This window comes from Rhodococcus quanlei (genome assembly GCF_055231015.1).
The window spans coordinates 220,986-246,392 of the sequence record NZ_JBUYWD010000012.1; the positions used below are offsets into that span (position 1 = coordinate 220,986).

The 25,407-nt window shown below is 65.3% G+C and carries 10 protein-coding genes; 4 read left to right on the forward strand and 6 right to left on the reverse strand.

From position 1 onward, the window contains the following. Positions 1 to 31: 31 nt before the first annotated feature. Positions 32 to 205, reverse strand: coding sequence for a hypothetical protein (locus ACZI8Q_RS11800; RefSeq protein WP_463373712.1), 174 nt, complete (start codon positions 203 to 205; stop codon positions 32 to 34). A gap of 150 nt (positions 206 to 355) precedes the next feature. On the opposite strand from ACZI8Q_RS11800, the gene ACZI8Q_RS11805 reads away from it, so the two are divergent. Beyond that, entirely contained in the window at positions 356 to 2,062 is a 1,707-nt protein-coding gene (locus ACZI8Q_RS11805) for an ABC transporter ATP-binding protein (RefSeq protein ID WP_463373713.1), read from the forward strand. Then, on the forward strand, positions 2,059 to 3,825 hold the full coding sequence (locus ACZI8Q_RS11810; RefSeq protein WP_463373714.1) for an ABC transporter ATP-binding protein: 1,767 nt from the start codon (positions 2,059 to 2,061) through the stop codon (positions 3,823 to 3,825). Before ACZI8Q_RS11805 ends, ACZI8Q_RS11810 begins: the two co-directional genes overlap by 4 nt. Positions 3,826 to 3,958: 133 nt before the next feature. On the opposite strand, the gene ACZI8Q_RS11815 is transcribed toward ACZI8Q_RS11810, so the two are convergent. The 5 genes from ACZI8Q_RS11815 to ACZI8Q_RS11835 form a co-directional block, all read right to left on the reverse strand. Then, a complete protein-coding gene (locus ACZI8Q_RS11815) occupies positions 3,959 to 4,417 on the reverse strand; it encodes a hypothetical protein (protein WP_463373715.1) in 459 nt (152 codons plus the stop codon). Further along, the gene (locus ACZI8Q_RS11820) at positions 4,414 to 5,130 is read right to left on the reverse strand and encodes a hypothetical protein (RefSeq protein WP_463373716.1); all 717 of its coding nucleotides are present in this window, start codon (positions 5,128 to 5,130) and stop codon (positions 4,414 to 4,416) included. Before ACZI8Q_RS11820 ends, ACZI8Q_RS11815 begins: the two co-directional genes overlap by 4 nt. A gap of 24 nt (positions 5,131 to 5,154) precedes the next feature. Beyond that, positions 5,155 to 6,285 (reverse strand): hypothetical protein, encoded by a 1,131-nt coding sequence (locus ACZI8Q_RS11825; protein ID WP_463373717.1) that lies wholly within the window; start codon positions 6,283 to 6,285, stop codon positions 5,155 to 5,157. Further along, positions 6,282 to 6,512, reverse strand: a complete 231-nt coding sequence (locus ACZI8Q_RS11830; RefSeq protein ID WP_463373718.1) for a hypothetical protein — start codon at positions 6,510 to 6,512, stop codon at positions 6,282 to 6,284. Before ACZI8Q_RS11830 ends, ACZI8Q_RS11825 begins: the two co-directional genes overlap by 4 nt. Before the next feature lie 81 nt (positions 6,513 to 6,593). Next, entirely contained in the window at positions 6,594 to 7,529 is a 936-nt protein-coding gene (locus tag ACZI8Q_RS11835; RefSeq protein ID WP_463373719.1) for a methionyl-tRNA formyltransferase, read from the reverse strand. A 145-nt stretch (positions 7,530 to 7,674) separates the two neighbouring features. Here ACZI8Q_RS11835 and ACZI8Q_RS11840 point away from each other — a divergent pair, with 145 nt between their 5' ends. Both ACZI8Q_RS11840 and ACZI8Q_RS11845 read left to right on the forward strand, forming a co-directional pair. Next, positions 7,675 to 8,478 carry an alpha/beta fold hydrolase gene (locus tag ACZI8Q_RS11840; protein ID WP_463373720.1) on the forward strand — a complete coding sequence of 268 codons (804 nt, stop codon included), beginning with the start codon at positions 7,675 to 7,677 and terminating at the stop codon, positions 8,476 to 8,478. A 122-nt stretch (positions 8,479 to 8,600) separates the two neighbouring features. Further along, positions 8,601 to 25,277 (forward strand): amino acid adenylation domain-containing protein, encoded by a 16,677-nt coding sequence (locus ACZI8Q_RS11845; RefSeq protein ID WP_463373721.1) that lies wholly within the window; start codon positions 8,601 to 8,603, stop codon positions 25,275 to 25,277. Positions 25,278 to 25,407 lie beyond the last annotated feature (130 nt).

Sequence of the window (25,407 nt, forward strand, 5' to 3'; positions counted from 1 at the left end):
TGCTTCCTTAGAGTCGAGTGAACGAGAACTATCAGTCGATCTTATTCGCGGGGCCGATTCCGAGCATCGAAAGCAACATCCGGCACTCGTCGGCGTCCGAAGCATAGGCAGCGACGACGCGCTGCGCTTGGTGTGCGGTTTCGTCGGCGACGGGTTCGAGTTCTTCGTCCGCGATGTCGTTGTCTGCGGTCGTCTTGGTGGCCATGCATTCCTCTCGAGGTACTGCTGCCCCACGGTCGATGAAACCAGGGCAAGTGATTCGTATGGGCGACTCTATGAGAATCGAGCGGTTCGATGCCAGTCACGGCTGGGTTAGGGTGTGCTTGGTTTTCTCGTCGAACGGCTTGGAGTGCTCGTGCAGCGTGATGGAGCGGCGATTCTGCGCCGTGTGGTGGTGCGAAATCGTCGAAGCCTCCTGATGGGTACTGCGCTGGTGAGCCTGCATCAGCTTGCCGAGACGATGGTACCGATCTCGATCGGTGTGATCATCGATCGAGCAGTGGTGACGGGAGACACTTCGGCACTGTTGGTGTCCGTTGCCGCTCTGGGGCTGCTGTTCGTGGTTCTTACCTCGGCCTGGCGTATGGGGGCGCGCTTCACGGTTCGGGCGATGCAATCCGAGGCGCACGCGTTGCGGGTCGCGGTCGCCCGCCGCATTCTCGATCCACGGGGCGTGCGGACGGACCTTCGGTCGGGCGAATTGCTCACCGTCTCGACGTCGGATGCCGACCAGGCGTCGTGGTTGTGTGACGTGGTCGCGCGCGGTGCGGCAGCACTGACCGCCGCGGTCGCATCGGCGATCGCGCTGCTGATCATCGACGTCCAACTCGGGCTTGCGGTACTGATCGGCACCCCGGTGATCCTGGGGTTGTTGCAGTTGTCGGCGCCGCTGATCACCCGGCGGGCAACAGATCAGCAGTCGGCGATCGCGCGTGTATCGGCGATGGCCACCGACCTCGTGAGTGGGCTTCGGCCGCTGCGCGGAATCGGCGCCGAATCGGCTGCCTCTGCACGGTATCGCGACGCCAGCGGGCAGGCATTGGCTGCGACCCTGCGCACCGCGAAAAGTACCGGCGTCTACACGGGTGTCGCGGCAACGGTCAGCGCTCTGCTCTCGGTGGCCGTCGCCGGACTCGGCGGTTGGTTCGCCCTCGAGGGGCGGATCACCGTCGGTGAGTTGATCACGGTCGTCGGGTTGTCTCAGTTCTTCATCGAGCCGCTCGGCGCGTTGGCGCGCGTGCCGGGTGTCATTGCGATCTGCCGCGGTTCGGCCGACCGGCTCGCACTCGTCCTGGATGCGCAGCCATTGCTTCCCGCGGGGACCGGGGCCGAGCCCGCGAGCAACGAAGTGACACTGCACGGTGTGCACCACCGTTCACTGCAGGGACTCGATCTTTTCGCGGCGCCAGGGGAACTACTCGGCGTGCTCGCATACCGGCCCCAGGATGCCGAGGCGCTGGTCGCTGTTCTCTCGGGTCAGGTTCCGCCGGACACGTACTCCGGTGACGTCCTGCTGGGCGGCACCCGCCTCGAGCACACCGGTCTCGTTCGGGCTCGGCGCGCTCTGCTGGTCGAACCGCACAACGCCGACCTCTTCGCGGGGTCGATCCGGGAAAACGTGACTACGGCGAACCGTCTGGCCCTCGACGAGCAGGTCGAGACCGTCCTCGAAGCGTCCGCCGCCAGTGATGTCGTGGACGCTCATCCTGCCGGTCTCGATCACGAGGTGACCGACCGGGGAGCGTCGCTGTCCGGTGGGCAGCGGCAGCGTGTTGCCCTGGCCCGGGCGTTGGTGGCGAGTTCGCCGGTCCTGGTGTTGCACGATCCGACCACCGCGGTAGACGCGGTGACCGAGCAGACCATCGCCGACGGGATCGCCGACATCAGGCACCGCGGCGCCACGGCGGCGGCACACACCACGGTCCTCGTCACGAGCAGTCCCGCGCTGCTGTCGGTGACCGACCGAGTCGTGGTGATCGACGACGGGATCGCCGTCGCGGAGGGCGCGCACGCTCGCCTCGTCGAATCGGACGACAACTACCGGAAGGCCGTCCTGCGATGAGTGAAATCCTGCCTGTCGCCGATGCCGGCGCTACTTGGGCCTGGTTGAGGGGCGAGTTGTGGAAACGCCGCCTCGCCACTGCCACGACGCTGGTCGTCTCTGCTGTTGCGGCGGCGCTCGCGTTGGTGCCGGTCTACGTTTTCGGCATTTTCGTGGACCGGGTGCGCGCGGGAGCGCAGCCGTCGAGTGTCGTGTGGATGCTGGTCGTCATCGCCGCAGCCGCCGTGGTAGGCGGCCTGTGTACGGGATTTTCGGCGTATCTGATTCGGCGTCTCGGTGAGGCGATGCTGGCGCAGATCCGCGAACGCACGGTCGACCGAGCACTGCGGCTGCCTATCGTCACTGTCGAACGGGTGGGCAAGGGAGATCTCCTGTCCCGTGTGGGGGACGACGTCTCGGTGATCGGCAAGGCCGTGTCCGACGTTGTTCCCAACCTGGTGGCGGCCGCGCTGCTGGTGGTGCTGAGTATCGCCACCATGCTCGGAATCGACTGGCGTCTGGGTCTGGCGGGAATGGCGGCGCTGCCGATGTACGTGTTGGCATTGCGGTGGTACCTGCCCCGCTCCGCGCCGATCTACGCGGCCGAACGGGTGGCGATGGGGGAGCGTTCGCAGGCTCTCATCAGCAGTATGCAGGGTGCGCGCACCGTACGTGCCTACGGGCTCGAGACCGAGCATCTGACTCGGATTGACCAGGCTTCCGGCAAAGCGCGGGACCTGGCAGTGGGGGTGTTCAGTCTGTTCACGAGATTCGCTGGCCGGGGGAACCGGGCCGAATTCGTCGGGTTGACGGCGATTCTGGTGGTCGGATTCTTCCTCGTGAAGAACGACATCGTGACGGTGGGGGAGACGACCGCTGCGGCCCTGCTGTTCCACCGGCTGTTCAACCCCATCGGCATGCTCATGTACACGTTCGACGAAGTGCAGTCGGCCGGTGCCAGCCTGGCACGGTTGGTCGGCGTCATCGGCATCGCCGACGAGTCCCCACAGGGTGGCACCGCTCGCACGCTGGGCGCGGAGGTGGAATTGATCGGTTTGCGACACACCTACGACGGGGAGCACGAAGTCGTCCACGGGGTGAACCTGCACATCGCCGCCGGTGAACGGGTGGCGCTGGTGGGTTCGACGGGTGCGGGAAAGACGACGGTCGCCGCGATTGCTGCCGGGTCGATAGAACCCACCTCTGGTGTGGTGCGTATCGGCGGCGTCCCCCTGAGGGAGTTGGGTGACCTACGCCGTCACGTTGCCATCGTGAGTCAGGAAGTCCACGTGTTCGCCGGTCCTCTCGTGGACGACCTCCGCCTGGCCGCGCCGCACTGCACGGACGAGGACATCACGGCCGCATTGACCTGTGTCGGCGCCCTCGACTGGGTCGAAGCCATGGACGAGGGCGTGAACACCGTCGTCGGTGAAGGTGGACACGACCTGACTGCGGCTCAGGCCCAGCAGTTGGCTCTGGCGCGGTTGGTCCTCGCCGATCCCGCCGTGGCGGTACTGGACGAGGCGACCGCGGAGGCGGGCAGCGCCGGTGCCCGCGATCTGGAGGCGTCGGCAGAAGCGGCCACCCGAGGACGCACCACGCTGGTGGTCGCGCACCGACTCACGCAGGCGGCGTCGGCCGACCGGGTCGTGGTGCTCGAGCACGGACGAGTTCTCGAACGGGGGACGCACGACGAATTGGTCACCAGCGGTGGCCGATACGCCCAGCTGTGGGCAGCGTGGTCGGGAGTCGCCGTCAGTGAGACTGCATTGGGCAGCCGCTGATGTTCTGAGCTGTGCTCGATCCGCAAGGAAATCGTCGAGTACCTGACCGCTCGCCGGATTCAGTGCTGTCGCCGAAGCTTTGACTGCCCGCGCGGCCGAGGTCGCCGACCGGACTTGATCAACGCTGCCAGTGTCAGCTGTAGGTAGCCGTCATGCTGCCGTCCTCACGGCAGTTTTTGCCTCCGGCCAGGTCCTCCTGGAACTCGCCGCGCTTCGCCCGTTCCCGTACGGCGGGGGTTGCCAGCTCGACAGGCGCGACGCCGAGTGCGATCGCAGATGGGCCGTTGGGATCTGGAGGTGAGGTGATGTACGGCTCGGAAGAGTCGATGATGCATGTCGCCAGCACGACGAGAGTCGCTGGGTCGGCCCGGGTGTTGGTCGGTTCCGTCTTCCCCGGTACGTCCTCCAGTGGAGAAAGCAAGAGAACATACCGGTCAACGGGGAGTTCGCCCGGATACCCCAGTATCGCGTAGGCCTCCTCCAAGGAGTGCCCGATCGTCGTGGAGACGTCCACGGTCTTGTGGTCGCCGCAGCTCACCACTGCTGCAAGCACAAACCCCGCACCGATGAGCGTCACCGCGGCCGCCCTCATGATTGGGCCTGTTCCACGGCACTTTCGAGGATCGAAATGAACTCCGCGCGATTTTCCGCGTCAAGTTCGGGCACGGTTTGATTGACGCGAACCATCCCAGCTCCGACCCAGGCGAATCCCTCGCGCTGACCCACAGAGGTCGATGGTGAGGTGTCACCAGGGAGTTCTGTGTTCGTCTCGTTGACCTGCTCGTAGGCGAACCCGTCAATCGGGAGGTCAAGCGTCGTGGTCATCTGGTGTGTCGTATTGATCGCAAGCTCACCGTTGAAGTTGGTCGCGGTGGCATCAGCACAGACGCCACTCACTGCGTCCACCAACAATTCTCGGGGAATCGTTCCATCGAGCACGGCAACGGCATAGCGGTTTCCTGCTGGTGTAACAGCGCGCCGCATTTCCGATGCAATCTCGGCGGATCGGTGTGCGGCCTCGATTCGCGGTCCCTTGCATACTGTGGGTGCAAAGTCCGAAGCTTCGAGGCTCTCTTCGAGGTCCGCGTAGAACTGGCGCGGATCGCTCCATTCCCCGAACCGGGTGCCCTCAGGAAAGATCTCCGCAGAGAACACGAGATCCCCGAACTCCGTTGTGTTGGCCTCCCTGGTGTGCTCGGTACCGCACCCACTTGCTGTGCCAACCATCGCAGCTAAGACGGTAAGAGCGCACAGTATCGTTTTACGTTCCACTGCTTCGGTCATCTCCTTGAAGTTGCGCGGCAACCATTTCCGGCAACGTATGTCCTGCTAGTTGAGGCGAGGCACCGGGACACCCTGTTCCTTTAGTTGTTGGACATCGGCTATCGAAACGTCTGTCCAATCCGAATGGTGCACAACAGCGTTTCCGACGAACGTGTAGACGTACTGGACTTGATATTCGTATCGGTAGTGCACTGCCAGTTCAGGTATGCCACCGTAGTTCACCGTCGACATGGCATAGGGCTCGGCAGCTACGACCCGTAGCTGGGCCCCTTTGACCGCATCAATGTTGATCGAGCCAGGTACCCGTGTCGCCACACCGTTGGATGGCGTCGCACCGCTGGGTGCAGGTTGTCCGGCTTTGAACCCTGGTACGCCCACTCCCGATATGCCGGTCATCGCGTTTGGCGTCAAGGTGTTACCCGAGTATGCGCCTATCGCTCCCGGAGTCTTTTCCGGGTCGATTATGATCCTCTGACCGAATTTGTCCGCGAGCGGAGAGGTCATGTTCGGATCCGAGAACCCGGCGGGAAAGGTTTGGCCCGGGACGATTCGGGTCGTCCCGAATGGATTCTGAGTTGCCGTCCCATCGGTAGCGGGGACCGGAGTACCTGGTAGCAAATCCGTTGGCCCGGCATCGGACGAGCCGCCGACAGGTTGATCGGCGGCACCCGAATCCGTACCCCGGTCGCCGATTCTGTTCCCGCAAGCGCGTACTTCGTCCGCAACCGCGGAGATTCGCGCGGCCGCATTCGCTGCGGCGTCGCAATAGCTGCGGTACCCCTCGTTGATCACGCCCTGGTGCGCCTCCGCGACAGCCGAGTCTTCGTGTTCGACCACCCAGTCGTCGTGCACGACGCAACCTGCGGATTCCGCTCCACCCACCTTGCCGATCAACGCGTCACGCCACGCAACCAACTCGGTACCTGCGTCGAGCATCACGTCTGCGAGATCGACGACTTCGTCCGTGAGTTTCGAGCCGGCATCACGTTCTGCCGAAACACAGTCGTATGCGGCATCGTATGCCGCGCCACTCCATGAACTTCCGGACGAGCGAACGTGGTTGACCATTGCGTCGAGCTCGGCCCCGAACGACTCGTCGCCGCCGTGTATCGCGTTCCCGGCATCGACGAGGGCATGAGGGTTCGACGCATAGAGCATGCTCTTGGTGAGCGTCACGTCCCATGCCCCATTGCTGTGAGACGGTCCAGGAACTCGCCCTCCTGTACGTCATAGTTGCGTGCGTTGCCCTGAGCGATCTGCGAGATCTGACTTATCCGATCTGCGACGCGGAGATAGGCGCCCTCCACGAACTCGCCTGCCTTCGCAGCTGCTGCCCCGAGATCGGTGCCTGGGATCGCGGCCGCAACCGCATCGCACTGCGGCCGAACCTCGATGGCGTCCACCGCAGAACTGACACTCTCGATCTCGGAGCGGCCGTTGAACCATGCCGCTGTCGCGCACAACCAGCACGCGCGCAGTCGCGACTAGCCGAGGTAGCCGCCGCCGTGAGGGAAGAATTCCTTGCCGGGCAGTTCGGTGCCGTCGTCGAGACGGACCCGTTCTATGCGCAGACCCTTGTTGCGGCCGGTGCGGGCGTCGGGGCCGGCGACGATGACCATGCCGTCACCTTCGTGGATGAACACGCGGCCGGGGGTGCCACCGAAGTTACCCTCGGAGACGGAGGCTTTCAGGACGCGGATGCGCTGACCCTTGAAGTGGGTGAACGCGTTGGGGTAGGGGTCGGACTGGGCGCGCACGAGGCGCTCGATCGCGTCGGCCGGCCACGTCCAGTCGATGCGGCTGTCTTCTTCGGCTCGCTTGTGGAAGAAGGTGGCCTGCGAGCGATCCTGCGGCGTCCAATCGGTGCGTCCGGACTCGATGAGTTCGAGTGCGTCGATGGCGATGGGGCCGATCATGTCGACCGTGCGGTGGAACAGGTCGGTGACGGTGTCGGTCGGGCCGACAGGGGTGGAGCGCTGCAACACGATGTCCCCGGCGTCGAGTTCCTCGTCCATGAGGTGCGCGGTGAGACCGACCTCGTCTTCACCGTTGATGAGTGCCCAGATCAACGGCGAGAAACCCGTGTACTTGGGCAGCAGCGAATCGTGGATGTTGAGGGTGCCGTACTTGGGGGAGTCGAACACGTCCCGGGGCAGCCAGGTGCGCCAGTTGTTGGCGACGATGATGTCCGGGTCGGCCTCTTTCAGCGCGGACTTGAATGCTTCGTCCGGTTTGGTGGCAATATGGACCGGTACGCCGTTTTCGGCTGCCAGATCTGCGACGGAGTCGGCCCACATCTGCTCGTAGACGTGGTCGCTCTTGGGGTGCGTGATGGCCAGGACGACCTCGTGTTCCGAACCCAGCAACGCCTGCAGAGTACGGTGACCCCAGGTTTGGTATCCGAGCGTGGCGACTCTCAACGCACTTCTCCTAGAGATTTGTAGATTGGCGCCGCAGGAACACGACGACAAGCTGAGCATAGGCTACCCAAATACGAGACAGGTCGGCGGACCGCCGCAGGCCAAATTTTCAATGGGTCGGCGGACCGCCGAAAGGAAGGCAGATATGACGATCGCCACGATCAACGGGATTCCCCTGAATTATCAGGTCAAAGGGTCTGGTGACCTCGTGGTGCTCATCATGGGCACCGGTAGCCCGGGGCGAGTGTGGGACCTGCATCAGACCCCCGCGCTGGTCGCAGCAGGCTATACGGTCTGCACATTCGACAACCGTGGCATCACCCCGTCGGGTGAAAGCGTCGACGGAATCACGATCGATCAGATGGTTGCCGACACCGCCGGCCTCATCGAGCACCTCGGACTCGGTCCCGCGCACGTCGTAGGAACCTCGCTGGGGGCGCGTGTTGCTCAGGAACTGACGTTGGCACGTCCCGATCTCGTCCGTAAGGCGGTCTTCCTGGCTGGGCATGCCCGCATGGATCATTTTCAGCAGACGCTCACCGAGGGGGAGCGTGATCTCGTCGACAAGGGCGTCGAGCTGCCGCCGAAGTACCGGGCGGCCGTCACTGCGGTGATGAACCTGTCACCGGCGTCGCTGGTCGATACCAACACCGCTCGCGACTGGCTCGACCTGTTCGAATTCAGTGGAGGCAAGACGTCGGCTGGTGTGCGTGCGCAGTTGGGGATGGATCGGGCTTTCGATCGTCGCGGCGCCTACCGGGCCATCAGCACGCCGGCCCTGTCGGTGGGGTACGCCGACGACCGCATGATTCCCTCGTACCTCTCCCGCGAGGTGGCCGACGCCATCCCGACGGCGTCGTACTACGAGATCCCCGATGTGGGGCACTACGGTTACCTCGAGCAGCCGGAAGCCGTCAACAAAGTGGTCCTCGAGTTCCTGGCGGAATGAACACCGTGTGATCCGTAACGGGTGTGCAATCGGGAGTTGGAGCCGGTGGGTAGCCTAACCTAAAATCCTGTCGGGGAAGGCTTGCCCGCCCAACCAGCGTCGCCACTCACGATCGGATTCACATGTCGCCGGACCACTCGTCCTCAGCTGCACCCGCATTCCCCGGGACACGGACGTCCTTGCCGGTCACCGCAGCGCAGTCCGAGATCTGGACCGGACAGCAGTTGAGGGGCGAAGGTTCGGCATACAACCTGTCGGTGGTCGCCGAGGTTTCCGGACCGGTCGATCTCGCTCGGTTGCAGGACGCCATCCGGGCGACCATCGAGCACGCAGAAGCGCTGCACGTTCGCTTCGGGTTCGTCGGCGATCGGGCCCTCGTCCAGACACCCACGGTGCCCGACGCCTGGGATCTGACGGTCATCGATGTCCGCGGCGCCACCGATCCGCTCGAGGCCGCCAACAGGTGGATGGATCAGGACATGCGTACGAGCGTGAGCCTCGACGCCGACGAACCACTCTTCCGGCAGGCGCTCCTGAGAACGGCAGACGACAACCTCTTCTGGTTCCAGCGCTATCACCACAGCGTGATGGACGGGTACGGCATCAGCCTCCTCGTCGACGATGTCGTCAAGAGATACGAGGGCGATGGCACCAGTTCGGCCGGTTCGTGGTCGGTGTCGCGGCTCGTCGAACTCGATCGTGCTTACCGCGAGTCCGCCAGGTTCGAATCCGACCGCGAATTCTGGCTCTCGCAGGTGATGGACGGTGCGGAGCCACCTCGGTTGCTGCCTGCGACGACGGGGGGCAGTGGCGCTCCCGAACTCGCCACCGTCGAGATCAGCGGCGACGACGCCGATCGTCTGTATGCGTTCGCAGCCGACTCCGGGATCCGCAGAACTCGCCTGCCCATGGCGGTGCTCGTTGCGTACCTGCACCGGACCACCGGTCAGCGCGACTTGACGGTGTCCCTGCCGATGACGGCGCGCGTGGGCCGCGAGATGCGCAGCATTCCCGGAATGGTGTCCACCATCCTCCCGCTCCGGGTTCAGGTCGATCCGGCCACGACCGTGGTGGCGCTTGCGAAGCGCGTGGACGCCACCCTCGTATCAGCACTCCGTCACGGCCGGTACCGAGGAGAGGACCTCGCTCGCGACGTCCGGGACATCGACCCGGACCGGCAAGTATTCGGACCGGGCGTCAACTCGATGATGTTCGAGCACGCGCTCACCCTCGACGAAGCCACCACGAGTGTGCACAACTCCGCGACCGGGCCCGTTGACGATCTGGACTTCACGGTGCGCGGCGGACAGGACGGGGTGCCGATCCGGATCGATCTGCGCGCTCCGCACGGTATGCGCGAAGAACTGCTCGGGCACAAGCTGCGCCTCAAACACTTCTTCGCCCAGTTCGTTTCCGCGCCGTCGTCGGCCATTGCCTCCCTAGACCCCCTCACTGCGCAGGAACGTCACCGGTTGATGGTGGAGTTCAACGACACCGCTACCGGTCAGGTGCGCACGACGGTGGACGAACTGTTTGCGGCATCGGTCGCCGCGACCCCAGATGCGGAGGCCCTGGTTGCCGGGTCGACCCGCTTGACGTACCGCGATCTCGGTGATCGCGTGGCAGCACTGGCCCACGAGTTCCAGATGCGAGGTCTGGGGCCGGAAGGTGTTGTGGCGATCGGACTTCCACGGTCGGCTGAGATGGTGGTGGGAATCCTCGCTGCGATGGCCGCCGGTGGTGCCTTCGTTCCGCTCGACCCGTCCTGGCCGGCCGATCGCCGGGAATCCGTCCTTGCCGAGTCCGGTGCGGAGTTGATCCTCACCGGCCTCGCAGGTTCGGCGGACGACGAGCGAGCCGTCGTCGCCGACCTCGAGAACTGGGCGTACTCACACCGCTCGACCGAGTTCCCTCCGGTGTCCGTGCACGGCGGTTCGCTGGCGTACACGATCTTCACGTCGGGTTCGACGGGGCGCCCCAAGGGGGCGATGATTCGGCACGAAGCGGTGTGCGCCCGGTTGCTGTGGCAGCGCGACGAAATCCTGAACTTCGGCCGGGGGGACGCCTCTCTGTTCAAGGCGCCGCTGGCCTTCGACATTTCGGTGAACGAGATTCTTCTGCCACTGATCTCGGGTGGTCGGCTGGTCATCGCGGAGCCGGACGGCGAGCGTGACGCGCAGTACCTGCTCGACCTGATCGCAGGCGAGCGAGTCACCTTCGTCTACCTGGTGTCGTCGATGCTCGATGTGCTCCTCGACCTGGCGCGGGGCACCGGGGCGCTCGATCACTTGAAGCACGTGTGGTGTGGCGGCGAGGTGCTGACGCCCGGCCTGTTCGAACGGTTCCGCAATCAACTCTCCACGACGCTGTATCACGGCTACGGACCTGCGGAGGCCACCATCGGGGTGTCCCACGTGATCTATCGGGAGAATGCGAAACGGATCGCCACGTCCATCGGTGTCCCGAACCCCAACACGCAGCTGTACGTGCTCGATACGAATCTCCAGCCGGTGCCGATCGGTCACGGTGGTGAACTGTATGCCGGTGGGTTCCTGCTCGGCCGTGGCTACACGGGCGCTCCCGGGCTCACCTCGTCCCGTTTCGTGGCCAATCCCTTCGCTTCGGACGGATCCCGTCTGTACCGCACCGGCGACGTCGCACGGTGGACGTCCGACGGCACCCTCGACTTCCTGGGCCGCGTCGACAATCAGGTCAAGATCCGTGGAATGCGTCTCGAACTCGAGGATGTCGAGGCAGGTCTCAGCTCGCACCCGGATGTGCGGCACAGCGCCGTCACCGTCCGGCAGAGCCCGAACGGCGGAAAGTACCTGGCCGGATACGTGGTTGCCGATCAGGCAGTCGCCGAATCCAGGAACGCTCCGACCGCCGACTCGCTCCGAGCCTGGGCATCCACGAAACTGCCCGAGTACATGGTGCCGTCGGCCTTCGTGGTCATGGCCGAGTTTCCGCTCACCCCCAACGGCAAGGTGGACCGGCGGGCCCTTCCCGAACCCGATCTTGCGACCGCCGGTGAAGGTGTGGCGCCGCGCACCGACGACGAGGCGCTGGTGTGCGAGCTCATGGCCGACGTGCTCGGCGTGGACTCGATAGGTGTCACGGACGACTTCTTCGCGCTCGGCGGTGACAGCATCGTCGCCATCCAGCTGGTCAATCATGCACGCGAGCGCGGAGTGGCGATCACCCCGCGAGAGGTGTTCTCGCTCCGGACCGCGGAGGCGATAGCGAAGGCACAGCAGGGCAGGGCCGCCGTCCTGGTCGACGAACACGATGTCGCGATCGGTGACGTCGGCCCGAGTCCGATCATTGCCAGGACGCAGGTGAACTCGGGTGGCGCGATCGCCGGGTTCCATCAGTCGGTGCTGCTGCGCGTTCCCGCCGACTTCACGATCGAGCACGCACGCGTCGCGCTGTCGGCGGTCGTCGAACGTCACGACGCACTTCGGGCTCGTTTGGTGCGTGATGACCGGTGGACGCTGACCGTCCCGTCCGCGATGCAGACCGCCGACCTGGTTCAAGAGATCGCGGCCGAGCGTATCGACGACGACGTGGTGCGCCGCGTGAGCGCGGACGCAGTCGGTGGTCTGGACCCCGCCAGTGCGGCGATGCTGCGGGCCGCCTTGATCCGCGTCGACGGGCAACCTGGGCGGTTGCTCGTCGTCGCCCACCATCTGGTTGTCGACGGTGTGTCGTGGCGAGTGATCGTCGAGGACCTCGCGCGTGCGGGCCTGGCCGCGATGGCAGGCGCCGAACCGGAACTCGCACCCGTCGGAACGTCTTTGCGTCGATGGACCGAGCTTGTGAACGAGCGAGTGGCTGCCGGAGCGTTCGACGACGAACTGCCGTACTGGCAGGAGGTGTCCGCCATGACGCCCACGCAGCTCGGTTCGCGCGAACTGGAGCCGACGGTGGATACGGTCGCCACGGCGCAGTCCCTCGAGTCGACGCTGCCCGCCGCTATCACGGCGCCACTTCTCACGTCCGTGCCGGCGGCCTTCCGTGGGCATGTCAACGACGTTCTGCTGACCGCGCTCGCCGCTGCGATGCGACGGTGGGGCCGCGGCGAAGGGCCTGTGCTCGTCGACTTGGAAGGGCATGGCCGAGAAGAAGAGCTGGGGCGGGTGCCCGGTGGCCCCGGCATCGACCTTTCTCGAACGGTGGGGTGGTTCACCACGGTGTTCCCGGTGGCGCTCGATGCCGGGACCGGCGATCTCACGTTGCCGAGCGATCTCGGTGGTGCGCTCAAGCGGGTGAAGGAGCAACTGCGCCGCACTCCGAACGCCGGATTCGGGTACGGGACACTGCGGTACCTGGCAGGCCATGACGAGCTCGCGGTGACGCCACCGGTGTTGTTCAACTATCTCGGTCGCGTTACTCGCAGTGACGACACGGACTGGCTGCCGGTCGAGATGAGCGGCGGCGGCGATCCGAACATGCCACTCGGGTACGCCGTGACGCTCGATGTGATTGCACTCGAGGGCCCCGACGGCACGACGTTGCGAACCACGCTCACCTGGGCTGCTGGTGTTCTAGAGCGCACCGAGATCGAGGCGTTCGCACGCGAATGGACCGCCGCTCTCACCGCATTGGCGAAGAGTGCGGAGTTCGGCGGAGCGACACCGTCGGATTTCCCGCTGGTACCCGTCACCCAGTCGGATCTCGAATCCTTCGATTCCGCATCGATCGATTCCAACGTCGTCGATGTGCTTCCGCTGACGCCGATGCAGGAGGGCATCTACTTCCAGTCGGTGTTCGACAAGGCCGGGACCGATCCTTACGTGGTGCAGCAGGTCGTCGAACTGACGGGACCTGTGGATGCGACCGCATTGCACCGTGGTCTCGAGGCCGTCGTGGACAGGCACGCGGCGCTACGGACAGGCCTGCAAGAACTGTTCGACGGAACTGTGGTTCAGGTCGTGCACGACCACGTGCCCGTCCCCCTCGACACCGTCGATTTCCGCGGGAGCGTGGACGTCGACGCCGCCATTCGGCAGGTACTGCGCGCCGAGCGGGAGCGCGGATTCGACTTCACACGCCCGCCGCTGCTCCGCTACACACTGGCGAGAGTCGACGAGTCGAAATACGTTCTCCTGCAGTCCATCCATCACATCGTCGCCGACGGCTGGTCGGTTCCGGTGATGCTGCGTGAATCGATGGCCCACTACGGCGTGGCGGAGGGTGACTCACCGCTGCCACCTGCCACCCCGTACCGCGACTACCTGACTTGGCTCGCCTCTCGTGACCGTGCGGCATCCCACGAGGCGTGGCGGGCGGCGTTGGCCGACGCCGGTGACCGGTTCGAACTGCCGAGCGGCTCGCCCGATCCGGGCGCCGACGGTGAAGTGCGAGTGCAACTGCCGCAGGACGCCACGGCTGCCCTCACTGCAGCAGTTCGCACTCGCGGACTGACGCTCAGCACTCTCGTACACGGCGTGTGGGGCCTGTTGCTGGGCCGCATGACCGGTGCCGACGACGTGGTCTTCGGATCGACGGTGTCGGGCCGCGGCGGTGATCTTCCGGGCATCGAGGGCATGGTCGGGCTGTTCATCAACACCGTGCCCGCGCGGATCCGTTTCGCGGCCACGGAGAAGGTCTCCGACGTACTGTCCCGGTGCCAGGGCGAACAGTTGCTGCTGCTCGACCACCAGTATCTGGGCCTGCCGGAACTACGTCGCGTGGCCGGGTTGAAGGACTTGTTCGAAACCTTGGTGGTGTTCGAGAACTACCCGATCGGAGACGACGGCATCGCCGACCCCACCGGCACGGTGCACATCACCGGCATCGACTTCGACGAGAACCCGGCCTACCCGCTGACGCTGATCGTGGTGCCGGGTGATTCGCTCACGTTCGACCTGAAGTACGACGTGACTCGTATCGACTCGGAAACGGCACACCGTGTGGCGAACGGATTGATCGCGTACCTCACCGCAGTGGCGGAGGACATGGACCGTACGGTGGCGGAGGTGCCGTTGGCGCGGCTGACGCACGGTGCGGCTCGTTCCGGTGCCGTAGACGTTCCTGCCACCACAGTGAAGGCGCTCCTCGAAAAGCAGGCACTGCGCACCCCGCACGACCCAGCCCTGCTGTTCGAGGGTGAACGACTCGACTACGCGCAGCTGCATCGTGATTCGAATCGGTTGGCGCATCTGCTGATCGAACGCGGTGTGACACCCGAGTCGGTCGTGGCCATCGCGCTGCCGCGTTCCGTCGAGCTGATCGTGTCGATTCTTGCTGTGGTCAAAGCCGGTGGCGCGTACCTGCCGCTGGACACCGGATATCCCGCCGACCGCCTTGCTCACATGCTCGACGACGCGGCACCGGTCTGTGTACTGACCGATGCCGTAGTGCGGCTGCCGGACACCGACGTCCCGACCATTCCGGTCGATCGTGCGGCGCTGCAGGAATATTCGGCAGAACCCGTCGACGTCGATTTACGCCCCGATCACCCGATCTACGTCATCTACACGTCGGGATCGACCGGTCGGCCGAAGGGGGTGGTGGTCCCACACCAGGGCGTGGTGAATCGACTCGTCTGGGGTCAGTCGGTCAGCCCACTGGCAACGTCCGATCGGGTGCTGCAGAAGACACCGTCCAGCTTCGACGTGTCCGTACCGGAGTTCTTCGGGCCGTTCACGGCTGGAGCCGCGCTGGTGGTGGCGAAGCCGGATGGTCACAAGGACCCCGAGTATCTGTCCGGGCTCATCCGTTCGGAATCGGTGACGCGCACACACTTCGTGCCGTCGATGCTCGAAGCCTTCCTGACCGAGCCCACGGCCGCGCAGTGCACCAGTCTGCGGGTGATCAACTGCAGCGGTGAGGCGTTGCCGGTCCACGTGGCACGGCGTGTGGCCGAACTGCTTCCGGACGTCGAGGTCGACAACATGTACGGCCCCACCGAAGCGTCGGTGGAAGTCACCCGGCACGCGTCTGTCCAGCATGTGCGGGCCACCGCACCGTCCGTCCCGATCGGCTCGGCCGCGTACCGGACCGCACTGTACGTGTTGGACAGGTACCTGCAACCGGTGCCGCAGGGATCGCCGGGAGAGCTGTATCTGGGGGGACCACAACTGGCACGCGGCTATCTCGGCCGCCCGGCTGTGACGAGCGACCGCTTCGTCGCCGACCCGTTCGGGCGAGATGGTGCTCGCATGTACCGAACCGGCGACCTTGCCCGCTGGAACGACGACGACGTTCTCGAATACCTCGGACGCTCCGACTTCCAGGTCAAACTGCGGGGCTTCCGCATCGAGCTCGGTGAGATCGAGGCACAGCTCGCACAGTGCCCTGGCGTGTTGCAGGCCGTCGCGCTCGTACGCTCCGATCGTCCCGGCCATCAGCAGCTCGTCGGCTACGTCGTCGGCACTCCGAACTTCGACGATGTCCGGGCACGACTCCGAGGCGCATTGCCCGAGTTCATGGTGCCCACCGCATTCGTGACGCTGACGGAGCTGCCGCTGAGCCCCAGCGGCAAGCTGGATCGCAAGGCGCTTCCGGCGCCGGAACTGCCCAGAAGTACGGATAGGCAGGTGGCCGCCACCACGGTCGGCGGTGTGGGCGCTGCGCTGGCCCGCCACTACGCGGAGATCCTCGGCCTGGACACCGTGAGTACCGCGGACGATTTCTTCGCACTCGGCGGCGACAGCATTCTCGCTGTTCGGTTGGTGAATCTCGCCCGGCGCGACGGCATCACCATCACGCCGAGGCAGATCTTCGAACAGCGCACCCCCGAGGCACTCGCCCGGTTGGTGGGCGACGCTGCGGCCGAGGCGATCACCGTTCCGGCAGAGTCCGGTGTCGGAGAATTGCTGCCGCTTCCGGTGGTTCATCGCCTGTCCGAGTGGAGTGGTGGCAAGGACCGCTTCAATCAGTCGGTTCTGGTGCGCACCCCCGCGATGACGCACGAGACGATCTCGGCGACGGTCGACTCCGTGGTCGCGCATCATGATGGATTGCGTCAGCGTCTGACTCGTCACGCACTCGGCGTGTGGTCTCTCGAGATCACCGAGCATGCCGCCGTGCCGGTGCGACGGGTCGAGACCGTCGGCCTCGACGAGCAGACGCTGCGCGAACTGGTCACCACCGAATCGGAAGCCGCAACCGAGCAGCTCGACCCGAACGCCGGAACCATGCTGTCCGCAGTGTGGTTCGACGCCGGGGCAGGGGAGCAGGGTCGGCTTCTGCTGGTGGCGCATCACCTGGTGGTCGACGGTGTCTCGTGGCGGGTGCTGCTCGAGGATCTGGCCATGGCGGCGGTTGCAGCTGCTGCCGGTGAGACACCGGCGCTGGACCCGGTGGTCACACCGTTGCGGACCTACTCGCGCATCGTCGCGCTCCAAGCGCAGGAATCCTCCCGCCTCGCGGAGCTCGAACGATGGGCAGCGGTCACCGCGCCCGGCGGCGACCTGATTCCGGACGTGGTGGGGCACGCGGTGGTGGGCAGTGGCGCCCGACGCACGTTCACCGTGGACGCGGCGACCACTGCCGCCGTCCTCACGGCAGCGCCGGCAATGGTGAACGCGGACGTCACGGATGTCCTGCTCGCAGCACTTCGACTGTCGGTCACCGAGTGGTTCACGTCGAAGGGTCGTCGAGGCGATCTGCTCGTCGATCTCGAACGTCACGGCCGCGAGGAACTCGCTGCGGGCGTCGACCTGTCGCGCACCGTCGGCTGGTTCACGAATGTTGCACCTGTTCGTCTCGCGGACGGTGACGAGGCTGTGACCGTTCTGAAGAACGTCAAGGAACATCTGCGCGGCGCCCCGGACGGCGGCATCGGCTACGGCATGCTCCGGTACCTCAATGCGCGCACCACCGGCGCGCTTGGCAAGGGCTCGGAGTCCCAGGTGCTGTTCAACTACCTGGGCAGAATGCCGGCCGTGGGCGACGGGCCGTGGACACTTGCCCCCGAATCGGATGCGTTGTCGACGGACCCGGACGTGGATCTCGGCGGACCGTACCGACTGGTGATCAACGCGGTGTGCGAGGACGGTGCCGAAGGACCCGAGATGAGGACCGTGTTCGCGTGGTCCGATACCGACCTCACCGTCGCAGATGTCGACGCACTCGGTGACGGCTGGATCGATGCCCTGCGCCACCTGGCGGCCGCAGCGAACAGCCATTCCGGGCCGTCGCTGCTGACGCCGTCCGATGTTCCGCTGACGGACCTGAGCCAGACCGACATCGACCGCATCGTCGCGGACAGTCCTGCCGGGGTCGACACGGTGCTGCCGCTGTCTCCCCTGCAGGAGGGCCTGTACTTCCAGGCAACACTGGACGACGGTGCGGACATCTACACGGCACAGTTCTCGCTGGACTTCGGTCACCGTCTGGACGTCGACCGGTTGCACGCCGCACTGCGCACACTGCAGCGCCGAAATCCCATGCTGCGCGCCGGGTTCGTCTCTGCAGGTCTGTCCGAGCCCGTGCAGTTCATCAGCGCAGGTCTCGATGTGCCGGTCGTCGAACACGATCTTCGGCACCTCGACGAGGACGAGCGAGAGGCGCGTGCCGTCGAGTTGGGTGCCCAGGACCGCGCAACCCCGTTCGACCTCACGTCGCCCCCGCTGTGGCGGGCGATGCTGTTGCGCCTGACCGACGACCACGACCGTCTCGTGGTCAATCGGCAGTTCCTGTTGTGGGACGGCTGGTCCAACGGCCTCGTAGTCAGTGCGTTGCTCGGCCTGTACGAGTCCCGTGGCGACGACACCGGGTACGCCGAACCCGAGGGCACGTTCGAGGACTACCTGCGTTGGTTGGCCTCTCGTGACCAAGGCGCGGCCGAGGCGGCGTGGTCCGGCGCACTGAGTGGCCTCGACGAGCCGACGTTGCTGGCCAATCCGGTCAAGGGGGAGCCGCAGCTGCCGCAACGCCGTGACCGGGTGTTGTCTCAGGACCTGAGCGAGAAGCTACGCACCGTGGCCCGAGGCGCCGGCGTCACGTTCAACGCGGTGCTCAACTCGGCGCTCGCGGTGACGATCGCGACGGCCACCGGCAACAAGGATCTGGTGTTCGGTACAACGGTGGCGGGGCGTCCGCCGGAGGTCCCGGGCATCGACGCAGTTGCCGGTATGTTCCTCAACACCGTGCCGGTGCGCATGACGTTGCGGGCCGACGAGACCGTCGCGGATCTGATGCGCCGCACCCAGGCGGACCGACTCGCGTTGGGCCAGTACGACTATCTCGGATTGGCGTCCATCCAGCGCAGTTCGCCGCATCGCCAGTTGTTCGACGTCCTGTACGTTCTCCAGAACTTCGTGGACGAGAACCAGGTGTCGGCGCTCAACGCGGCGCACGACATCAGCGGTGGCGACAGCATCGACCACACGCATTACCCACTGACGGTCGTCGTCACGCCCGGTGCGTCGGTGAAGGTGAAGTTCGAGTTCCATCCGGACGCGATCGACGCCGACCGAGTGGAGGCCATGCTCGAGCACTTCCTCGGATTGCTCGAGGAATGGTCGCGGTCCGTCGACGGGCTGGTCGCCCGCGCTCACGTCCCGGCGTTGCCGAAGGTCGAGGACACCGACCATGCTCTGCCGGAGAGCACGATCGCGGACCTCTTCGGTGATGTCGCCCTCTTGCAGCCCGACGAGACCGCACTGGTCTTCGGGGAACGGTCGATGACCTACGCCGAACTGGACGGCGACATCAACCGGATGGCGCGACTGCTGCTGGCTCGTGGTGCGGGTCCGGACAAGATCGTCGCGCTCGGGCTGCCGCGCACAATCGACATGGTGGTGGCATTGTTCGCAGTGCTGCGCACCGGATCGGCATATCTGCCACTCGAACTCGACCATCCGCAAGAACGTCTCGTCGGGATGATCGAGGATGCTCGCCCCGTCGTTCTCCTGACGACCTCGGACGTGGCGGGCTCGCTCGCGGCGGCACCCGTGGATACCGTTCTGCTCGACACGCAAGAGTGGTGGTCACTGCCCGCCACGACATTGTCGCCGGAAGAACTGGGATCGTTCGCCCCGGGTACCCCGGGACGGCTGGAACACCCGGCATACGTCATCTACACCTCCGGTTCCACCGGCAGGCCCAAGGGCGTCGTGACGGCATACCGTGGCCTTACGAACATGCAGTTCAATCACCGTGATGCGATCTTCGAGCCGGTGATCCGTGCGACGGGCGGTCGGCGACTTCGGATCGCGCACACGGTGTCGTTCGCATTCGACATGTCGTGGGAGGAGCTGCTGTGGCTCGTGGAAGGCCACGAGGTGCACATCTGCGACGAGAACCTGCGCCGTGACGCCGAGGCATTGGTGGCGTACTGCGACGAGCACTCCGTGGACGTGGTGAACGTGACGCCCACGTACGCGCAGCACCTCATCGAAGAGGGACTGCTCGATGACGGCGACGGACATCATCGCCCGCCGCTCGTGCTGCTCGGCGGCGAGGCCGTGTCCGACGCCGTGTGGAATCATCTGCGCGACACGGACGGAACGTGCGGCTACAACCTGTACGGACCCACCGAATACACGATCAACACCCTGGGTGCCGGCACGGGTGACAGTGCAACTCCCACCGTGGGTAAACCGATCTGGAACACACGGGCGTACGTGCTGGATTCGTGGTTGCGCCCCGTTCCGGACGGGGTTCCGGGCGAGTTGTACATCTCCGGTGTCGGCCTGGCTCGCGGCTACCTGAATAGGTTCGCGCTCACGTCTGAGCGGTTCGTCGCCGACCCGTACACACCATCCGCACGTATGTATCGGACGGGTGACCTCGTGCGCCGAGGAGCGGACGGCAACCTCGACTTCCTCGGGCGTACCGACGACCAGGTGAAGATTCGCGGTCACCGCATCGAACTGGGTGAGGTTGCGTCCGTATTGGAATCGCTGGACGACGTACGGCAGGCTGCGGTCGTTGCCGCCAAGGGTCCGGGCGGTTTCGACCGTTTGGTCGCCTACGTCGCCCCTGTGCGCGGTGTGCGAGTCTCTGGACTCGTCAACCACTCACAGGCACTGCGGGCACTTTTGCCGGACTACATGGTTCCCGCGGCAATCATCGAGATCGACTCGCTGCCCATGACGGTGAACGGCAAGCTCGATGTCAAGGCGTTGCCTCCGGCGTCGACGGTCCTCGGTGCGGGGTCGGGTGAGCAGGTCCGCCCGGAGAACGCCACCGAAGAAGCCCTGGCCGAGTTGTTCTCGACGATCCTCGACATTCCCGTACCGGGCGTCACCGAGAACTTCTTCGATCTGGGTGGGCACTCGTTGCTCGCGACCCGTCTCATCAGCCGTGCCCGCGCAGCGCTGTCGGCCGAACTGGTGATGCGGGATCTGTTCGAGGCTCCGACGGTGCGTGAGCTGGCGGCACGCATCGACAGCCGCAGCGCGTCGTCGAGGCCGGTCCTCACCGCCGGGCCGCGTCCGGAGACACTGCCGTTGTCGCCTGCGCAGCAACGACTGTGGTTGATCCAGAAGATGGAAGGCGGCTCGGCAGCGTACAACTTCCCGATCGTCTTCCGGTTGGACAACGCACTCGATCCTTCCGTGTTCGCCCAGGCACTCGGGGACGTGGTGGATCGTCACGAGTCGCTCCGAACGGTCTTCACCGTGCACGACGGCGCACCCGTTCAGCAGATTCTCGACGACGCCGCACCGTCCGTCGACGTCGTCGAAACAGATGACGCCGGACTGTCGGAGGTACTACGCACGGCAGTGGGCCGGCCGTTCGATCTCGAGAACGAGATTCCGGTTCGTGCGACGATCGTTGAACTACAAGACGGTGAGCAGGTGCTTGCGATCGTGCTGCATCACATCGCGACCGACGAGTGGTCGGACCGACCCTTCACGCACGACCTCATGACCGCCTACGCCGCCCGTGCCGCCGGGACGGCGCCGACCTGGAGTCCGTTGGCGGTCCAGTACGCCGACTACACGCTGTGGCAGCAGGAACTTCTGGGCGACCCGAATGTTGTTTCCAGCCTTGCCGCCAAGCAACTCGACTACTGGGGTTCGGCTCTGAGTGGGATTCCGGACGAGCTGGCGTTGCCCACCGATCGCACCAGGCCGCCGCGGCCCACCTATTCCGGTGGTGCCGTGCAGGTGGTGCTCGGCGACGACACCACGACGTCGTTGCGTGAGATCGCCGGCGACTCGGGCACCAGTATGTTCATGGTTCTGCACGCGGCGTCGGCAGCCCTGCTGCACCGGCTCGGTGCCGGCGACGATCTGCCGTTGGGTGCACCTGTGGCGGGACGAAGCGAACCCGGTCTGGACGAGCTGGTCGGGTTCTTCGTCAACACGGTCGTGCTGAGAACCGATGTGTCGGGCGACCCGACGTTCGCGCAGTTGCTGGATCGGGTGCGTGAGGTGGACCTTGCTGCATTCTCGAACGCCGACATTCCGTTCGAGTCCGTGGTGGGGAAGCTGAATCCGTCACGTACAGCGGCGCGGAACCCACTGTTCCAGGTGATGGTCGGCTATCACAGCAGGCGGGACGAGACTGTCGGCGGCCGCGGGTTGACCCCGCTCTCGGTGGACGAGCACACCGCCAAGTTCGACCTGGTGTTCGACTACACTGAGTATCTGCCCGACGGGAACGGTCCGGGACGAATGGAACTGCGCCTCGAGTACAGCGCCGACCTCTTCGACCGGACCACGGCCGAAACCATCGTGTCCAGGCAGGCGAACCTGCTCGATGCGGTGGCTGCAGACGCGAGTGTCCGAGTCGGCGATGTCGACGTGTTTCTCGCCGGTGAGCGCGATCTGGTGCTGAATACCTTCAACGACACCGACTGCGAGGTGCCGGAGGAAACGTTCCACCAGGCATTCCACCGCAACGTCCTGGCCACCCCGAACGCGATCGCCGTCGTCGACTCGCACGGTCGGTCGACCTATGCCGCGCTGTCGGCGCGGGTGGACCAGATCGCAGGACTGCTGTATCGACGTGGCGTGCGCGCCGAAGATGTGGTGGGCCTGGCGATTCCGCGTTCGGCCGAGTTCGTGGCGACGGTTCTCGCGGTTTTGCGGCTCGGCGGCGCCTACCTGCCGTTGGATCTGAACCACCCCCGCGAGCGAATCTCGTTCATGCTCGAGGACTCTGCCGCCGCGGTGCTGGTGAGCACGATGACCGAAACGCAGCGGATCGACGAGGTCCCAGGACTCGTGCGGGTGCTGATCGACGACCCGTCGACAGTGGCAGAGCTGCGCGGTGAATCCGCGCAGAGGGTCCCGGCGGAGCCCGAAGGGCTCGATCATGCCGCGTACGTGATCTACACGTCCGGTTCGACGGGCAAGCCGAAGGGTGCCGTGCTCACCCACGACGGCATTCCCAGCCTGGTTGCCACAGCGCAGGAACGGATGCGCCTCGAGCAGGGCTCGGTGGTGATGCAGTTCGCGTCCGTCGGCTTCGACGTCGCGGTGTTCGAGCTGGCGATGGCGTTGTGCACCGGTTCGCGGTTGGTGATCGTGCCGGACGAGGCGCGTGTGGCCGGGCCGGAGCTCACCGACTTCATGGATCGCCATCAGGTCAGTCACGCGATCATTCCGCCGTCGCTGCTGGCGGCACTTCCGCCTGACTGTCTGATTCCGGAAGGGTGCACGGTTCTGGTCGGAACCGAGACGGTGCCACCGGAATTGATCGGCAAGTGGGCCGGCAGGCTGAACCTGCTGGCGGCCTACGGCCTCACGGAGGTCACCGTCAACAACACGTTGTGGCAAGCCGAGCCGGGATGGAACTCGGTGGTGCCCATCGGTATTCCCGACCCCAACGAGCAGGTCTACATTCTCGATTCCCGGCTCGCCCCGGTCCCACCCGGGGTTGCCGGTGAGTTGTACCTCGCCGGCCGTGGTCTGGCACGCGGCTACCTGGGTCGTCCCGATCTGACGGTGTGCCGGTTCGTGGCGAACCCGTTCGGAACCGAACGTATGTATCGAACCGGAGACCGTGCGCGGTGGCGCCGCGACGGCAACATCGACTTTCTCGGACGTGTGGACGAGCAGGTGAAGGTTCGGGGCTTCCGCATCGAACTCGGCGAGATCATCGCAGCACTGGGTTCGCACCCGAAGGTGAATCAGGCGGCCGCAGTGGCAGACCGCGAAGGAGATCTTGTCCGTCTCGTCGGCTACGTGACCGGGCCAGGTGACCTCGATCCGATAGAGATCCGCGAGCACGTCGCGAACTCGCTGCCCGACTACATGGTTCCGTCGACGGTCATGGTGCTGGGTGGTGCGCTGCCGCTCACGCCCAACGGAAAGCTCGATCGCGAGGCGCTGCCGACCCCCGACTGGTCGGATCTGGTCGGGGACGCTGCCCCGCAGACCGAGACTCAGATCTCGATTGCGGCTGCAGTTGCCGAGATTCTGTATCTGCCGAACGTCGGAATTCACGACGACTTCTTCGATCTCGGTGGGCACTCGATGGCATCGATGAAGTTGGTGGCCCGCATTCGAGAACGCTTCGGTGTGAGTATCGGAATTCGGGACGTGTTCGATGCTCCGACCGTCGCAGGTCTGGCGCACCTCGTCGACGCAGGTGGTGACGGTGGTCGTCCGGCGCTGACGTCGGCCGTGCGCCCCGAAACCCTGCCCTTGTCCGGACCGCAACGCACGCACTGGAATCGGTACCGGACTGCCGGAGAAGGAGTGCACGCCGATCACGCGCTCGCGCTCACCCTGACAGAACGGGTGAATCCCGAGGCCCTCGCGCAGGCACTCGACGACGTCTCGTCCCGGCACGAGCCGCTACGGACGGTGTATGTCGAGGTCGATGGGCATGTGGTGGCGCAGGAGGCGGTACGCCCGGTCCTCGAACTCGAGGACGTGGGTGACGGCGACCTGCACCGTCGGGTCTTCGAACTCGCCCAGCGTACGACCGATCCGAGGGAACAGCCGCCGCTGCGTCTGTGCCTGGTCTCCGGCTGTGATGGCACACAGGTGTTGCTCGCGGCGATGCAGTACATCGCGGTGGACGAGTGGTCGGTGGTGCCGCTGCTGAGTGACCTGCTCGGCGCGTACGCCTCTCGTGTGGAGGGTGAGGAGCCGGCGTGGGAGCCTCTGCCCGTCACGTATCCCGACTTCGTGGTGTGGTCGAAGGAGTTGCTCGGCGATCCGGGCGATCCGGACAGCGAGCACACTCGCCAGCTCGATTACTGGCGTGGCAGATTGGCCGATGTACCGGCTCGCCTCGAGCTGCCGGCGTCCGGCATCACGGAGCGGCGCGCGGAGTTCGTCTCGCTGGAGATCGATGCCGAACTGCATCGGGGTATCGATGCGGTGGCCTCTGCGTCCGGGACGAGCATGTTCATGGTTCTGCAAGCGGCGCTGGCGAAGGTGTTGACCCGCAACGGGGCAGGGGAGGACCTTCCCATCGGTTCCCTTGCGGCGGGACGAACCGAGGCGGCTCTGGAAGGGCTCGTCGGCTGTTTCGCCGACTTCTTGTTGCTGCGAACCGACACCAGTGGTGATCCGGCCATGCCGGAACTGTTGTCGCGCATCAGGGAGAGCAACCTCCGGGCGCTCGAGCATCAGGACGTTCCGTTCGCGGACGTCACGGCAGCAATGGGTGACGCGGATGCTCTTCGTCCACAGGTGCTGCTGATTCATCATCAGCAGGCCCGTTTCGGTGATCTCGGGGCCTTGGGTGGCTTCTGGCCTGTGCCCGTGGGTGTACCCGAATCGGATCTGACGCTCAGTTTCTACGAGCCGGTCGGTGACGGACCTGTGCATGCCCACTTCACGTTCTCCTCGGATGTACTCGATCCGGGGGTCGTCACGACCTGGGCAAACGAGCTGTTGTCCGAGGTGAGGGCGGCAATCGGAGGACTAGAATGACCGGCGGTGATCGATATCGCACTTCAGGGATATGAGGGGACCCTTATGAAATCGACGAACGTTGGTACCCTCCTTCTGGCCAGGGTAGGCTTCACTATCTTTCATGGAACGCATACGGCGGCAGCTGAGT

Excerpts from the sequence above, each read along its gene's own strand:
- ACZI8Q_RS11840 (WP_463373720.1), top strand. The coding sequence starts at position 7,675 with ATGACGATCGCCACGATCAACGGGATTCCCCTGAATTATCAGGTCAAA.
- ACZI8Q_RS11815 (WP_463373715.1), bottom strand. The coding sequence starts at position 4,417 with ATGAGGGCGGCCGCGGTGACGCTCATCGGTGCGGGGTTTGTGCTTGCA.
- ACZI8Q_RS11810 (WP_463373714.1), top strand. The coding sequence starts at position 2,059 with ATGAGTGAAATCCTGCCTGTCGCCGATGCCGGCGCTACTTGGGCCTGG.
- ACZI8Q_RS11845 (WP_463373721.1), top strand. The coding sequence starts at position 8,601 with ATGTCGCCGGACCACTCGTCCTCAGCTGCACCCGCATTCCCCGGGACA.
- ACZI8Q_RS11800 (WP_463373712.1), bottom strand. The coding sequence starts at position 205 with ATGGCCACCAAGACGACCGCAGACAACGACATCGCGGACGAAGAACTC.